This window comes from Mycobacterium sp. E2989 (assembly GCF_001667595.1).
In the GTDB taxonomy this organism is placed as follows: Bacteria; Actinomycetota; Actinomycetes; order Mycobacteriales; family Mycobacteriaceae; genus Mycobacterium.
Window position 1 is genome coordinate 19,598 of the sequence record NZ_LZJX01000095.1, and the last position, 13,958, is coordinate 33,555.

At 68.5% G+C, this 13,958-nt stretch carries 13 protein-coding genes and 1 riboswitch; of the genes, 12 read left to right on the forward strand and 1 reads right to left on the reverse strand.

What is annotated here, in order from left to right:
• Positions 1-20: 20 nt before the first annotated feature.
• Entirely contained in the window at positions 21-1,475 is a 1,455-nt protein-coding gene (locus A5680_RS16375; protein WP_067821124.1) for an FAD-binding protein, read from the forward strand.
• Here the strand turns inward: A5680_RS16375 and A5680_RS16380 are convergent.
• A complete protein-coding gene (locus A5680_RS16380; protein WP_067821127.1) occupies positions 1,472-3,397 on the reverse strand; it encodes an ABC transporter ATP-binding protein/permease in 1,926 nt (641 codons plus the stop codon). The two genes, A5680_RS16375 and A5680_RS16380, sit on opposite strands and share 4 nt — an antisense overlap.
• 93 nt (positions 3,398-3,490) lie before the next feature.
• Here A5680_RS16380 and A5680_RS16385 point away from each other — a divergent pair, with 93 nt between their 5' ends.
• From A5680_RS16385 to A5680_RS16435, 11 genes are all read left to right on the forward strand, one after another.
• Positions 3,491-5,134: an acetolactate synthase gene (locus A5680_RS16385; protein ID WP_067821131.1), complete on the forward strand. Its 1,644-nt coding sequence runs from the start codon at positions 3,491-3,493 to the stop codon at positions 5,132-5,134.
• Between the two features lie 38 nt (positions 5,135-5,172).
• Positions 5,173-7,497, forward strand: coding sequence for an accessory Sec system translocase SecA2 (secA2, locus tag A5680_RS16390; protein ID WP_067821134.1), 2,325 nt, complete (start codon positions 5,173-5,175; stop codon positions 7,495-7,497).
• Between the two features lie 61 nt (positions 7,498-7,558).
• The gene (locus tag A5680_RS16395) at positions 7,559-8,179 is read left to right on the forward strand and encodes a CDP-alcohol phosphatidyltransferase family protein (protein ID WP_055404164.1); all 621 of its coding nucleotides are present in this window, start codon (positions 7,559-7,561) and stop codon (positions 8,177-8,179) included.
• Entirely contained in the window at positions 8,172-9,095 is a 924-nt protein-coding gene (locus tag A5680_RS16400; RefSeq protein ID WP_055404165.1) for a DUF881 domain-containing protein, read from the forward strand. Before A5680_RS16395 ends, A5680_RS16400 begins: the two co-directional genes overlap by 8 nt.
• A gap of 52 nt (positions 9,096-9,147) precedes the next feature.
• Positions 9,148-9,480, forward strand: a complete 333-nt coding sequence (locus tag A5680_RS16405) for a small basic family protein (RefSeq protein ID WP_067821137.1) — start codon at positions 9,148-9,150, stop codon at positions 9,478-9,480.
• A 2-nt stretch (positions 9,481-9,482) separates the two neighbouring features.
• Positions 9,483-10,322, forward strand: a complete 840-nt coding sequence (locus A5680_RS16410; RefSeq protein WP_055404181.1) for a DUF881 domain-containing protein — start codon at positions 9,483-9,485, stop codon at positions 10,320-10,322.
• A 29-nt stretch (positions 10,323-10,351) separates the two neighbouring features.
• The gene (gene gcvH / locus A5680_RS16415) at positions 10,352-10,750 is read left to right on the forward strand and encodes a glycine cleavage system protein GcvH (protein ID WP_067821140.1); all 399 of its coding nucleotides are present in this window, start codon (positions 10,352-10,354) and stop codon (positions 10,748-10,750) included.
• Between the two features lie 250 nt (positions 10,751-11,000).
• Entirely contained in the window at positions 11,001-11,462 is a 462-nt protein-coding gene (garA, locus tag A5680_RS16420; RefSeq protein WP_369817909.1) for a glycogen accumulation regulator GarA, read from the forward strand.
• Positions 11,462-12,223, forward strand: coding sequence for a MerR family transcriptional regulator (locus A5680_RS16425; RefSeq protein ID WP_055404169.1), 762 nt, complete (start codon positions 11,462-11,464; stop codon positions 12,221-12,223). The genes garA and A5680_RS16425 overlap by 1 nt, the downstream gene beginning before the upstream one ends.
• Positions 12,224-12,325: 102 nt before the next feature.
• Positions 12,326-12,820 (forward strand): bifunctional nuclease family protein, encoded by a 495-nt coding sequence (locus tag A5680_RS16430; protein ID WP_007170013.1) that lies wholly within the window; start codon positions 12,326-12,328, stop codon positions 12,818-12,820.
• Positions 12,821-13,069: 249 nt separating this feature from the next.
• A complete protein-coding gene (locus A5680_RS16435) occupies positions 13,070-13,675 on the forward strand; it encodes a MerR family transcriptional regulator (RefSeq protein WP_067821146.1) in 606 nt (201 codons plus the stop codon).
• Between the two features lie 41 nt (positions 13,676-13,716).
• Positions 13,717-13,814: riboswitch (glycine riboswitch) on the forward strand.
• The last annotated feature ends 144 nt before the right edge of the window (positions 13,815-13,958 follow it).

Genomic DNA, 13,958 nt, shown 5'->3' on the forward strand with positions numbered 1-13,958 from the left:
AATGAGGAGGAGTGGCGCCAATGAGCACCGAGATACCGGCCACCGTCAGCGCGGACGACGTCAATTCGTGGTCCGATGACGTCGACGTGGTGGTGATCGGCTTCGGCATCGCGGGCGGCTGCGCGGCGGTCAGCGCGGCGGCCGCCGGGGGGCGGGTGCTGGTGCTGGAGCGCGCGGCGGCGGCCGGCGGCACGACTTCGCTTGCGGGCGGCCATTTTTACCTGGGTGGGGGAACGGCGGTGCAGGAAGCGACCGGCCACCCGGATTCGCCGGAGGAGATGTACAAGTACCTGGTGGCCGTGTCCCGGAAGCCGGACCACGACAAAATCCGGGCGTACTGCGAAGGCAGCGTCGAGCACTTCAACTGGTTGGAAGACTTGGGTTTTCAGTTCGAGCGCAGCTACTTCCCGGGCAAGGCGGTCATCCAGCCCAACACCGAGGGCCTGATGTTCACCGGCAACGAGAAGGTGTGGCCCTTCCTGGAGAAGGCGGTGCCGGCGCCGCGTGGCCACAAGGTGCCCGTGCCCGGCGACACCGGGGGCGCCAGCATGGTGATCGACCTGCTGCTGAAGCGTGCCGCGAGCCTGGGCGTGCAGATCCGGTACGAGACGGGTGCAACCGAGCTCATCGTGGACGGTTCGGGCGCGGTCAGCGGTGTCATGTGGAAGCACTTCGCCGAAACCGGTGCGGTGAAGGCAAAGTCGGTGATCATCGCTGCCGGGGGCTTCGTGATGAACCCGGAGATGGTTGCCAAGTACACGCCGAAGCTGGCCGAGAAGCCGTTCGTGCTGGGCAACACCTACGACGACGGGCTGGGCATCCGGATGGGCGTGTCGGCCGGGGGCGCCACCGAGCACATGGATCAGATCTTCATCACGGCCCCGCCGTACCCGCCGTCGATCCTGTTGACCGGGATCATCGTGAACAAGCTCGGGCAGCGCTTCGTGGCCGAGGACTCATACCATTCCAGGACCTCGGGGTTCATCATGGACCAGCCGGACAGCGCGGCGTTCCTCATCGTCGACGAGGCGCACCTCGAGCACCCCAAGATGCCGCTGGTCCCGCTCATCGACGGGTGGGAAACTGTGCCGGAAATGGAAGCGGCGCTTGGCATTCCGGAGGGCAACCTCGTTGCCACGCTGGACCGGTACAACGCCAACGCCGCCCGCGGCGAGGACCCCGATTTTCACAAGCAACCGGAATTCCTTGCGGCACAGGATCACGGGCCGTGGGGCGCGTTCGACATGTCGCTGGGCAAGGCGATGTATGCCGGTTTCACCATCGGCGGGCTGGCCACGTCCGTGGACGGTGAGGTGCTGCGCGCGGACGGCACCGTGGTGCCGGGGTTGTACGCGGCCGGGGCGTGCGCCTCGAATATCGCCCAGGATGGCAAGGGTTACGCCAGTGGCACGCAGCTGGGGGAGGGCTCGTTCTTCGGGCGCCGCGCCGGAGCGCACGCGGCCCGAGCGCGCTAGACCCGCGCGGGCTCCTTCTTCTCCTCCACGGGACCCAGCCGCCACGGTCCGCCACCGAGCAGTTGCAGCTCCTGTTCGTGGTGCTGCTCGACGGTGGGCCGGTGGCTGACGCTCACGACCACGCAGTCCGGCAGTTCGGTCCGCACCAGTTGGTAGAGCGCGAATTCCAGCCCCTCGTCCAGCGCGGAGGTGGCCTCGTCCAGGAACACCGCCTTGGGTTTGGTGAGCAGGATCCGCGCGAAGGCGACACGCTGCTGCTCGCCGGGCGAAAGCACCTTGGCCCAATCCCGTTCCTCCTCGAGCCGATCGAGCAGGGGGGCCAGGGCGACCTTGTTCAGCACCTCACGCAGCTCGTCGTCGGAGACGCCGTCCGGTGAGTTCGGGTAGCACACCACGGTGCGCAGGTTGCCCAGCGGCACGTACGGCAGCTGCGACAGGAACATCGTCGCGTTGTCGCCGTCCGGGCGGCACAGGGTCCCGGAAGCATACGGCCACAGCTCGGCGAGACTGCGCAGCAGCGTGGTCTTGCCGGCACCGGAGCGCCCGGTGATCACCAGCGAATCACCTTCGGCCAGTTGAACATCCAGCGGGTCGATCAACCGGTCGCCGCCCGGCGTGCGCACCTCGACGTCGCGGAGTTCGACGGCCGATTCTTCGCTGGGCTTGACCAGCATGCTCGGCAGCGCGCGGCCCTGGCTGTTGGCGTCGACCAGCCCGTGCAACCGGATGATGGCCGCGCGGAAGGCCGCAAAGGCGTCGTAGTTGTTCCGGAAGAACGACAACGAATCGTGAATGTTGCCAAAGGCGGTCGCGCTCTGCCCGACGTCACCGAAGTCGATCTGCCCGGCGAACAAGCGCGGCGCCTGAATCACCCACGGCAGCGGGACGATCGCCTGCGACACCGACCAGTTCCAGCCGTTGAAGATGATGGTCCGGCGCACGAACTTGCGGTAGTTGTCGATGATCGGGGTGAACCGGCGCCACAGTTGCGACCGCTCGACGCGCTCGCCGCGGTAGAAGCCGACGGCCTCGGCGGCATCCCGCAAGCGCACCAGGGCATACCGGAACGCGGCGTTGAGTTTCTCGTTGTTGAAGCTCAGCCGGATCAGCGGATGCCCCAGCCAGACGGCGACCAGCGTGGCGACGAACACATACACCAGGACCGTCCAGAACATCGCGCGGGGGAAGTCGACGCCGAACACGTTGAGGTTTCCGGACAGGTTCCACAGGATCGCCGCGAACGAGATCACCGAGGCCACCGCGTTGACCGCCCCGAACAGCAGGGTGCTGCCGGTCCCGTTCGACGGAATGTTCGGCGTACCACCGGCATTCGCGGTGAAGATGTCGATGTCCTGCTGGATGCGCTGGTCGGGGTTGTCGATCGTGTTGTCGATGAACAGGTCCCGGTAGTAGGCCCTGCCGTCGAGCCAGTCGTCGGTGAGGTGGGCGGTCAGCCACATGCGCCAGGCGATGATGAACCGCTGCGTCAGGTAGATGTCGATCATGAACCGGATGACGTACAGCGTGGCCAGCACGCTGAAGATGGCGATCGACATCCAGAAGCCGTGAATGCCGGACTGTTTGACCGCGTCGTCGTCGGCCGCCACGCCCTGCACCGCCTTCTGCACCGCCGTGTACAGATCGTTGCCCTGGTAGCTGAGCAACACCGTGAGCCGCACCGACAGCAGCACCGACAGCAACAACACGCCGAGCATCAGCCACACACCCACGCTGCGCGCCCCGACGAAGTAGCCGCGGGTGATCCGCCAGAACTGCCGCCCCCACGGCGTGAGGTACCTGAACGCCACCAGCGCGAGGAAGAGAGACACGACGCTGATCAACCACGCGATGGCGACCCACCGCAGGGAATCCACGGCAGCGGCCGACCAGTCGATCGAGGGCTTGAACGGCTTTGGGCCCATGGTCGCTATCTCCTCACGATCGAGCCGGTGGACTGTGCTGGAACTTCAAATCCTTCGGCGAAGGTACCGGAAGGATCTGGATAGGCTGCGGTTATGAGCACCGACGCCATCCCCACACAAACATTGCACGCCGGCCGGCTGGTCGCGCGCCGGCTGCGGGCCAGCGGGGTCGACACCGTCTTCACGTTGTCCGGCGGCCACCTGTTCTCCGTTTACGACGGCTGCCGCGAGGAGGGCATTCGGCTGATCGACACCCGCCACGAGCAGACCGCCGCCTTCGCCGCCGAGGGCTGGTCGAAGGTCACCAGGGTGCCCGGCGTTGCCGCTCTCACCGCGGGACCGGGCGTCACCAACGGGATGAGCGCGATGGCGGCGGCGCAGCAGAACTGCTCACCCCTGGTGGTGCTGGGTGGCCGGGCGCCCGCGCAGCGCTGGGGCATGGGCTCGCTGCAGGAGATCGACCACGTGCCGTTCGTGGCGCCGCTGGCGCGGTTCGCCGCCACGGCCCAGTCGGCCGAGGACGCCGGCCGGCTCGTCGACGAGGCGTTGCGGGCGGCGGTCGGCGCGCCCTCGGGCGTCGGCTTCGTCGACTTCCCCATGGACCACGTCTTTTCCATGTCCGAGGATCACGGCCGCCCCGGCGCCCTCGCCGACCTGCCGCCGGGGCCCGCTCCCGACGGCGAGGCGCTCGGCCGGGCCGCCAGCGCCCTGTCCGCCGCGCGGCGGCCGGTGATCATGGCGGGCACCAACCTGTGGTGGGGGCACGGGGAGGCGGCCCTGCTACGGCTCGCCGAGGAACTGCAGATCCCGGTGCTGATGAACGGGATGGCCCGCGGCGCGGTGCCCGCCGATCACCCGTTGGCGTTCTCGCGGGTGCGCGGAAAAGCGTTGGGGGAGGCCGACGTTGCGCTGATCGTCGGCGTGCCGATGGACTTCCGGCTGGGCTTCGGGGCGGTGTTCGGGCCGCAGACGCGGCTCATCGTGGCCGACCGTGCCGAACCCGAACGCAAACATCCCCGCCCGGTCGAGGCCGAACTGTACGGCGACCTGTTGTCGATACTGGCGGCGCTGGCCCCCGGGGGCCGCAGCGACCACCAGGACTGGATCGACGAACTGCGGGCGGCGGAAACCGCGGCGCGGGCAAAGGAAAAGGCCGAACTGGCCGACGACCGCACCCCGCTGCATCCGATGCGGGTGTACGCCGAACTCGCGCCGATGCTGGATCGCGACGCCATCGTGGTGATCGACGCCGGCGACTTCGGGTCCTACGCCGGGCGGGTCATCGACAGCTACCAGCCGGGCTGCTGGCTGGACAGCGGCCCGTACGGCTGCCTCGGCTCGGGCCCCGGTTACGCCCTGGCCGCCAAGCTGGCCCGGCCGGACCGTCAGGTCGTCCTGCTGCAGGGCGACGGCGCGTTCGGCTTCAGCGGGATGGAATGGGACACCCTGGTCCGGCACAACGTGCCCGTGGTCTCGGTGATCGGCAACAACGGGATCTGGGGCCTGGAGAAGCACCCCATGGAGGCGTTGTACGGCTACTCGGTCGTGGCGGAACTGCGTCCCGGCACCCGCTACGACGAGGTGGTGCGCGCCCTGGGCGGCCACGGCGAGCTGGTCTCCGCGCCGGCCGAGCTGCGGCCGGCGCTGGAACGCGCCTTCGCCAGCGGCCTGCCGTCGGTGGTCAACGTCCTCACCGACCCGAGCATCGCCTATCCGCGCCGGTCCAACCTCGCCTGATGAGCCGGGTGGGTCCGCGCACCGCGTACCGTTGACCTGTGCCAAAGACCAGCCGCCCGCAACCCGGCCGCCTGAGCAGCCGATTCTGGAAACTGCTCGGCGCCAGCACCGAAAAGAACCGCAGCCGATCCCTTTCCCAGGTCACCGACTCGTCCGAGTACGACGAGGAGGCCGCCGGCCTCACGGACGAGCAGCTTCGCAAGGCGGCCGGGCTGCTCAAACTGGATGAGCTCGCGGAGTCCGCCGACATCTCGCAGTTCCTCGCGATCGCCCGGGAGGCGGCCGAACGGGCCACCTCGCTGCGCCCGTTCGACGTGCAGCTGCTGGGCGCGCTGCGCATGCTGGCCGGCGACGTCATCGAGATGGCCACCGGTGAGGGCAAGACGCTGTCCGGGGCGATCGCGGCCGCCGGCTACGCCCTCGCCGGGCGGCACGTGCACGTGGTGACGATCAACGATTATCTGGCCCGCCGCGACGCGGAGTGGATGGGCCCGCTCGTCGAGGCGATGGGTTTGACCGTCGGCTGGATCACCGCCGAGTCGACCAGCGAGGAGCGCCGCGCCGCCTACGGCTGCGACGTCACCTACGCCTCGGTGAACGAGATCGGGTTCGACGTGCTGCGCGACCAGCTCGTGGTCGACGTCGACGACCTGGTGTCGCCGAACCCGGATGTGGCCCTCATCGACGAGGCCGACTCGGTGCTGGTCGACGAGGCCCTGGTGCCGCTGGTGCTGGCGGGCACCACCCACCGCGAGACGCCGCGGCTGGAGATCATCAAGCTGGTCGGCGAGCTTTCCCCGGACACCGACTACGACACGGACTCCGACAGCCGCAACGTCCATCTGACCGACGTCGGCGCGCGCAAGGTGGAAAAGGCGCTCGGCGGCATCGACCTCTATTCCGAGGAGCACGTCGGCACCACCCTGACCGAGGTCAACGTCGCGCTGCACGCGCACGTGCTGTTGCAACGCGACGTGCACTACATCGTCCGGGACGACGCGGTGCACCTGATCAACGCCGCCCGCGGCCGCATCGCGCAACTGCAACGCTGGCCGGACGGGCTGCAGGCCGCCGTCGAGGCGAAGGAGGGCATCGAGACCACCGAAACCGGCGAGGTGCTCGACACCATCACGGTGCAGGCGCTGATCAACCGCTATGACACCGTCTGCGGCATGACCGGCACCGCGCTGGCCGCCGGGGAGCAGCTGCGCCAGTTCTACAAGCTGGGCGTGTCGCCAATTCCCCCGAACGAACCCAACATTCGCGAGGACGAGTCCGACCGCGTCTACATCACCGCCGCCGCCAAGAACGACGCGGTCGTCGCGCACATCGCCGAGGTGCACGAGACCGGGCAGCCGGTGCTGGTCGGCACCCGCGACGTGGCCGAATCCGAGGAACTGCACGAGCGGCTGCTGCGCCGCGGCGTGCCCGCGGTGGTGCTGAACGCCAAGAACGACGCCGAGGAGGCGGAGGTCATCGCCGAGGCCGGCAAGTACGGGGTGGTCACCGTGTCGACGCAGATGGCGGGGCGGGGCACCGACATTCGGCTCGGGGGCTCCGACGAAGCCGACCACGACCGGGTCGCCGAGCTCGGCGGCCTGCACGTGGTCGGGACGGGCCGACACCACACCGAGCGGCTGGACAACCAGCTGCGCGGGCGCGCCGGACGGCAGGGCGACCCCGGCTCGTCGGTGTTCTTCTCCAGCTGGGAAGACGACGTCGTGGCGGCCAACCTCGACCACAACAAGCTGCCCATGGAAACCGACGAGGACGGCCGGATCGTCAGCCCCAGGGCGGCCGGGCTGCTCGACCATGCGCAGCGCGTCGCCGAGGGCCGGATGCTCGACGTGCACGCCAATACCTGGCGCTACAACCAGTTGATCGCCCAGCAGCGCGCCATCATCGTCGATCGCCGGAACACGTTGCTGCGCACCGCAACCGCGCGCGAGGAGCTCGCCGAACTGGCGCCCAAGCGGTACAAGCGGCTGGCCAAGGACATCGAAGAGGACCGCCTGGAGAAGATCTGCCGGCAGATCATGCTCTATCACCTCGACCGCGGCTGGGCCGACCACCTGGCCTATTTGGCCGACATCCGCGAAAGCATCCACCTGCGCGCGCTGGGCCGGCAGAACCCGCTCGACGAGTTCCACCGGCTGGCGGTCGACGCGTTCGCGTCGCTGGCCGCCGACGCGATCGAGGCCGCGCAGCAGACCTTCGAGACGGCGAACGTGCTCGAGGAGGAGCAGGGCCTCGACCTGTCCAAGCTCGCCCGCCCGACGTCGACGTGGACGTACATGGTCAACGACAACCCGCTGTCCGACGACACGCTGTCCACGCTGAGCCTGCCCGGGGTCTTCCGCTAAGCCGGGGCCCGGGTCGGTCCGTTTAACGGAACGCAATACGCCCGCGTTAAGGTCACGCCTCATGGAGCCGGAGCTTCCGCCGAACCGGGTGCTGACGGTGCCCAACGCCCTGAGCGTCATCCGCCTGGTGCTCATCGGGGTGTTCGTCTACGCCCTGCTGTTCGCGCACGCCAACGGCTGGGCGGTCGGGATCCTGATGTTCAGCGGCGCGTCGGACTGGGCCGACGGCAAGATCGCCCGCCTGCTCGACCAGTCGTCGCGGCTCGGCGTCCTGCTCGACCCGGCGGTCGACCGCCTCTACATGATCTGCGTTCCCGTCACGATGGCGCTCAGCGGGATCGTGCCGTGGTGGTTCGTCGCCGTCCTGCTGGCCCGCGACGGGCTGCTGGCCGCGACGCTGCCGCTGCTGTGGAGCCGCGGGTTGTCCGCGCTGCCCGTGACCTACATCGGCAAGGCCGCCACGTTCGCGTTGATGTCCGGCTTCCCGCTGGTTCTGCTGGGGACCTGGGACGCGCTGTGGAGCCGGGTCGTCGGGGCCTGCGGCTGGGCGTTCCTGATCTGGGGCATGTACGCCTACCTGTGGGCGTTCGCACTGTACGTGGTGCAGATGACCATGGTCATCCGGCGGGTGCCCAGGCTCAAACACGAGCCCTCCCGGCCCCAGAGGACGCGGCATGGCTGACCCGGACCGCCTGCTCGGCGGCTACGACCCCAATGCCGGCCGCAGCGCCCACGTGGCGTCGCGTCCGCAGCTGATTCCGGTGCCCTCGCTGCTGCGCGCCCTGCTCTCGGAGCACCTGGATCCCGGTTACGCCGCGGCCGCAGAAAGGCGTCGCGACGCCGACCCGCCCGGGGCGCGCGCACGCGCCTTCGGCTGGCTGTGGCAGGCGCTGGCGGCGCTGCTCATCGCGACGGTCTTCGCCGCCGCGGTCGCGCAGGCCCGCTCGGTCGCCCCCGGCGTGCGTTCGGCGCAGCAGCTCCTGCTGGGCAACGTGCGGTCGACCGAGACGACCGCCGCCAGGCTCGCCCAGCGGCGCAGCGAGCTGTCCGCCCGCGTCGACGACGTGCAGCGCCGCGCGCTGGCCGACGACGCCGAAGGGCAGCGGCTGCTGGCGCGTCTGGACGCGCTCGGCCTGGCCGCGGCCAACCGGGCGGTCATCGGCCCCGGCCTGAAGGTGATCGTGACGGATCCCGGTGCCAGCCCCAACCTTTCCGACGTGTCCAAGCAGCGGGTCAGCGGCAGCCGGCAGATCATCTTGGACCGGGACCTGCAGCTTGTCGTCAACTCGTTGTGGGCCAGTGGCGCCGAGGCGATTTCGGTCGGCGGCGTCCGCATCGGACCCAACGCGACCATTCGGCAAGCCGGCGGGGCGATCCTGGTCGACAACAACCCCACCAGTAGCCCGTACACGATCCTCGCGGTGGGGCCGGCCCGCGCGATGCGGGACACCTTCGACGAGAGCTCCGGCCGGCAGCGCCTCAAACTCCTCGAGGTCTCCTACGGCGTCGTCGTCACCGTGGACGCGGCCGACGGGCTGACACTGCCCGCCGGATCGATCCGCGATATCAAGTTCGCCAAACAGATTGGGCCACAGTGAGAAAAGTCCTCTCTCATCCGCTCACCCGGCGCTCGCGGACGGGAAATCGGGCATGATCGGCATCGCGGCGCTGGCGATCGGCATCGTGCTCGGCCTGGTTTTCCACCCCGCCGTGCCGGAGGTCGTCCAGCCCTACCTGCCCATCGCGGTGGTCGCCGCGCTCGACGCGGTGTTCGGCGGGTTGCGCGCCTACCTGGAACGAATCTTCGACCCCAAAGTCTTCGTGATCTCGTTCGTGTTCAACGTTCTCGTGGCGGCGCTGATCGTCTACGTCGGTGACCAGTTGGGTGTGGGCACGCAGTTGTCCACGGCCATCATCGTGGTGTTGGGGATCCGCATCTTCGGCAACGCCGCCGCGCTGCGGCGCCGGCTGTTCGGGGCGTGATGGTGAGCGAAGATCCGCCAGACGGCGCCCCCGAAAGTGCTGACGCGGCAAGCCGTTCGCCCCATGGCCGCCACGAGCTGCCGGCAAACCGCCCGCGCCCTCAGATCGGCGCGGTGCGCCGCACGGGGCTGTCGGGGCTGGTCCGCAGCGGCCGCTCCCGGTTCGCGTTCGGAACGTTGGCGACGCTGTTGTGCCTGCTGCTGGGCGTCGCCATCGTCACGCAGGTCCGCCAGAACGAGTCGGGCGACTCGCTGGAGACGGCGCGCCCGGCGGACCTGTTGGTGTTGCTGGATTCGTTGCGCCAGCGCGAGGCCACGTTGAACGCCGAAGTGAGCGAACTGCAGAACACACTGAATTCGCTGCAAGCGTCCGGCAACAACGACCAGGCCGCGATTGCGGCCGCCCAGGCCAAGCTGGCGGCCCTGTCCATCCTGGCCGGCGCGGTGGGGGCCACCGGGCCGGGGGTCACCGTCACCATCGACGACCCCGGTCCCGGCGTCGCGCCGGAGGTGATGCTCGACGTCATCAACGAACTGCGGGCCGCCGGAGCGGAGGCGATGGAGATCAACGACGCGCACCAGTCGGTGCGTGTGGGTGTAGATACCTGGGTGGCGGGTATGCCCGGCTCGCTGACCATCGACACCAAGACCCTGTCACCCCCGTATTCGATTCTGGCGATTGGCGATCCACCCACCCTGGCCGCGGCGATGAACATCCCGGGCGGCGCCGAGGACAGCATCAAGCGCGTCGGCGCGCGCATGTCCGTCCGGCAGGCCGACCGGGTGGACGTGACCACCTTGCGACAACCAAAACCGCACCAATACGCTCAGCCCGTCAAGTGAGCACTTCGGTCGACAGAACAGGACTACTCGTGAGCGATATCCCACCCGATTTGCACTACACCGCCGAACACGAGTGGGTTCGCCGAAGCGGGGATGCCACCGTGCGGGTCGGGATCACCGACTTCGCCCAGTCGGCGCTGGGCGATGTCGTCTTCGTTCAGCTGCCCGACGTCGGCGCCGCACTGACCGCGGGCGAATCGTTCGGCGAAGTCGAGTCGACCAAGTCGGTGTCGGACTTGTACGCCCCGGTTACGGGCAAGGTCGCCGCGGTCAACGCCGACCTGGAGGGCAGCCCGCAGCTGGTCAACTCGGACCCGTACGGCGCGGGCTGGTTGCTGGATGTCGAGGTGTCCGACGTCGCCGCATTGGAGTCGGCCATCTCGTCGCTGCTTGACGCCGAGGCCTACCGCGGAACACTGACCGAATGAGGATTGCTAATCTGCCTGCCAGCCGCGAGCGGTGCGGCGAACCGGCGGGGGAAAGGCGGAAAATCGGTCTTCCGATCGTCGGGTGGGGGCCACATTGCAGACCTATGCGCGGTACCGTCGACAGATCGACACTCGAACCCACCCGTCTTAGTAATCGGCAGTACCGGGCGAATAAACCCAGTAAGCAGCCGGCCGAGCGGCCCGGTCAAACAACGCCACAGCGGCCAGTGAGGAGCAGCGCGTGACGGACATGGACAACGACCAGACCTCTGACGAAGTCACGGTGGAGACGACCTCCGTCTTCCGGGCCGACTTCCTCAACGAACTGGACGCCCCCGCCCAGGCGGGCACCGAGACCGCGGTATCCGGGGTCGAAGGCCTCCCGGCGGGCTCGGCGCTGCTGGTCGTCAAACGGGGACCGAACGCCGGATCGCGCTTCCTGCTCGACCAGCCCATCACGTCCGCCGGCCGGCACCCCGACAGCGACATCTTCCTCGACGACGTGACCGTCAGTCGACGCCACGCCGAATTCAGGTTGGAAAACAACGAATTCAACGTGGTGGATGTCGGTAGCCTTAATGGCACCTACGTCAATCGGGAGCCCGTCGACTCGGCGGTGCTCGCCAACGGCGACGAGGTGCAGATCGGCAAGTTCCGCTTGGTGTTTCTGACCGGGCCCAAGCAGGGTGAGGATGGAGGATCCGGAGGCTAGTGAGCGCACCCGATAGCCCGGCACTGGCCGGGATGTCGATTGGGGCGGTCCTGGAACTGTTGAGGCCGGACTTTCCCGATGTCACGATCTCCAAGATTCGCTTCCTGGAGGCCGAGGGATTGGTGACGCCCCAGCGCGCCGCGTCGGGCTATCGGAGATTCACCGCGTACGACTGCGCGAGGTTGCGGTTCATCCTGACCGCGCAGCGCGATCACTACCTACCGCTCAAGGTCATTCGGGCGCAGCTGGACGCCCAGCCCGACGGCGAACTGCCGCCGTTCGGCTCGCCCTACGCCGCGCCGCGCCTGGTCTCGGTGGCGGGAATCGGGGAGGCCGACGACGAGCCGGGCGCCGGGCCCAAGTCCGACGCGGCCGCGGTGGCGCCGTCGAGCATTCGGCTCAGTCGTGAGGATCTGCTGGAGCGCTCCGGCGTCGACGGCGATCTGTTGACGGCGCTGCTCAAGGCGGGCGTGATCACCACCGGCCCCGGCGGCTTCTTCGACGAACACGCCGTCGTCATCCTGCAGTGCGCGCGGGCGCTTTCGGAGTACGGTGTCGAGCCGCGGCACCTGCGTGCGTTCCGCTCGGCGGCCGACCGGCAATCCGACCTGATCGCCCAAATCGCCGGGCCGGTAGTCAAAGCCGGCAAGACCGGCGCCCGCGATCGGGCCGACGACCTCGCGCGTGAGGTGGCCGCCCTGGCCATCACCCTGCACACGTCGTTGATCAAATCGGCCGTTCGCGACGTTCTCCATCGCTGAGGACTAGACTTCGTCGATAGCTTGGTTGTCAGCGGCACAGCGGTAATTCGGCGTCGTCGTTGCGCCAAGAACAACGGCGGTCTATGCGGAGGGCAGACACAGATGGGTGAAGTTCGTGTTGTCGGCATTCGCGTGGAGCAGCCGCAGAACCAGCCCGTGTTGTTGCTGCGCGAAACCGACGGCGACCGCTACCTGCCGATCTGGATCGGTCAATCGGAGGCCGCCGCCATCGCGCTCGAGCAGCAGGGCGTCGAGCCGCCGCGCCCGCTGACGCACGATCTGATCAGGGATGTGATTGCCGCGCTTGGTCATTCGCTCAAGGAGGTGCGCATCGTCGACCTGCAAGAGGGCACCTTCTACGCCGACCTGGTTTTCGACCGCAACATCACGGTGTCGGCGCGGCCCTCGGATTCGGTGGCGATCGCGCTGCGCGTCGGCGTCCCGATCTACGTCGAGGAGGCCGTGCTGGCCCAGGCCGGCCTGCTCATCCCGGACGAGAGCGACGAAGAGGGCGGCACCGCCGTCCGCGAGGACGAGGTGGAGAAGTTCAAGGAGTTCCTCGACAGCGTGTCGCCCGACGATTTCAAGGCCACCTAGGCCCCCGCGGGCGTACTACCCTGGACACCGACATCACGGATGCGTCTCAACTGGCATCGGGATGTCGACACGCCTGGCGGATAGCGCCCCCTCTTAGCCCGGCGGCGGCCATACTTTGATCACGACTTAAGGGCGCGGTAGCTATCGAACAGCGTAAGCTCTCTAGCACTCGGGCCTGAGCAAACGTGGCTGCGACCCAGCCACGAGACGCAGCTGGAAACGATAGCGCGATCGGCGAGAGGAAGCACCGTGAGCGAGCAGCCACGCCAAGAACAGCTAGACCTAGCTGACACCGCGACCGCCGCGCCGGAAGCGCCCGTGCAACCCGGGCTGTTTCCCGACGACTCCGTGCCGGACGAGCTGGTGGGCTACCGCGGCCCAAGCGCCTGCCAGATCGCCGGAATCACCTACCGCCAGCTGGACTATTGGGCGCGCACCTCGCTGGTGGTGCCGTCGATCCGCAGCGCCGCGGGCTCGGGCAGCCAGCGGCTGTACTCGTTCAAGGACATCCTGGTCCTCAAGATCGTCAAGCGGCTGCTCGACACCGGGATCTCGCTGCACAACATCCGGGTCGCGGTCGACCACCTGCGCCAGCGCGGCGTGCAGGACCTGGCCAACATCACGTTGTTCTCCGACGGCACCACGGTTTACGAATGCACGTCGGCCGAAGAGGTCGTCGACCTGCTGCAGGGCGGGCAGGGCGTGTTCGGCATCGCCGTCTCCGGCGCCATGCGCGAGCTCACCGGGGTGATCGCCGACTTCCCCGGCGAGCGGGCCGACGGGGGCGAGTCCATCGCCGCGCCGGAAGACGAGCTGGCGTCCCGCCGCAAGCACCGCGACCGCAAGATCGGTTAAGCGCACCCGCGCCGCCCGGCCGGGTAAACTGGCGCACGCATCGCACTCGTGCGGGAGAGTTCCGTGACGGCCAGTCACGGGCGCCGAAGGAGCAACACCTCTCCGCTAACCTCTCAGGCACCCGGACCGCGCGGGTTAACGATGCCTCTGGAAAGCGGTGCCGATCCCCGGCACCCGCCGATGGGGAAAGGCGCGCGGGCAGCACCCCGCGCCGAATCTCTCAGGCGCCCGGCGATCGGGTGAAGACAGAGGGAGAGGACCGCACGTCCTCTGCCTTGTCGAC

Coding starts and splice junctions, on each gene's coding strand:
- A5680_RS16375 (WP_067821124.1), top strand. CDS start 21: ATGAGCACCGAGATACCGGCCACCGTCAGCGCGGACGACGTCAATTCG.
- A5680_RS16380 (WP_067821127.1), bottom strand. CDS start 3,397: ATGGGCCCAAAGCCGTTCAAGCCCTCGATCGACTGGTCGGCCGCTGCC.
- A5680_RS16385 (WP_067821131.1), top strand. CDS start 3,491: ATGAGCACCGACGCCATCCCCACACAAACATTGCACGCCGGCCGGCTG.
- A5680_RS16395 (WP_055404164.1), top strand. CDS start 7,559: ATGGAGCCGGAGCTTCCGCCGAACCGGGTGCTGACGGTGCCCAACGCC.
- A5680_RS16400 (WP_055404165.1), top strand. CDS start 8,172: ATGGCTGACCCGGACCGCCTGCTCGGCGGCTACGACCCCAATGCCGGC.
- A5680_RS16405 (WP_067821137.1), top strand. CDS start 9,148: ATGATCGGCATCGCGGCGCTGGCGATCGGCATCGTGCTCGGCCTGGTT.
- garA (WP_369817909.1), top strand. CDS start 11,001: ATGGACAACGACCAGACCTCTGACGAAGTCACGGTGGAGACGACCTCC.
- A5680_RS16430 (WP_007170013.1), top strand. CDS start 12,326: ATGGGTGAAGTTCGTGTTGTCGGCATTCGCGTGGAGCAGCCGCAGAAC.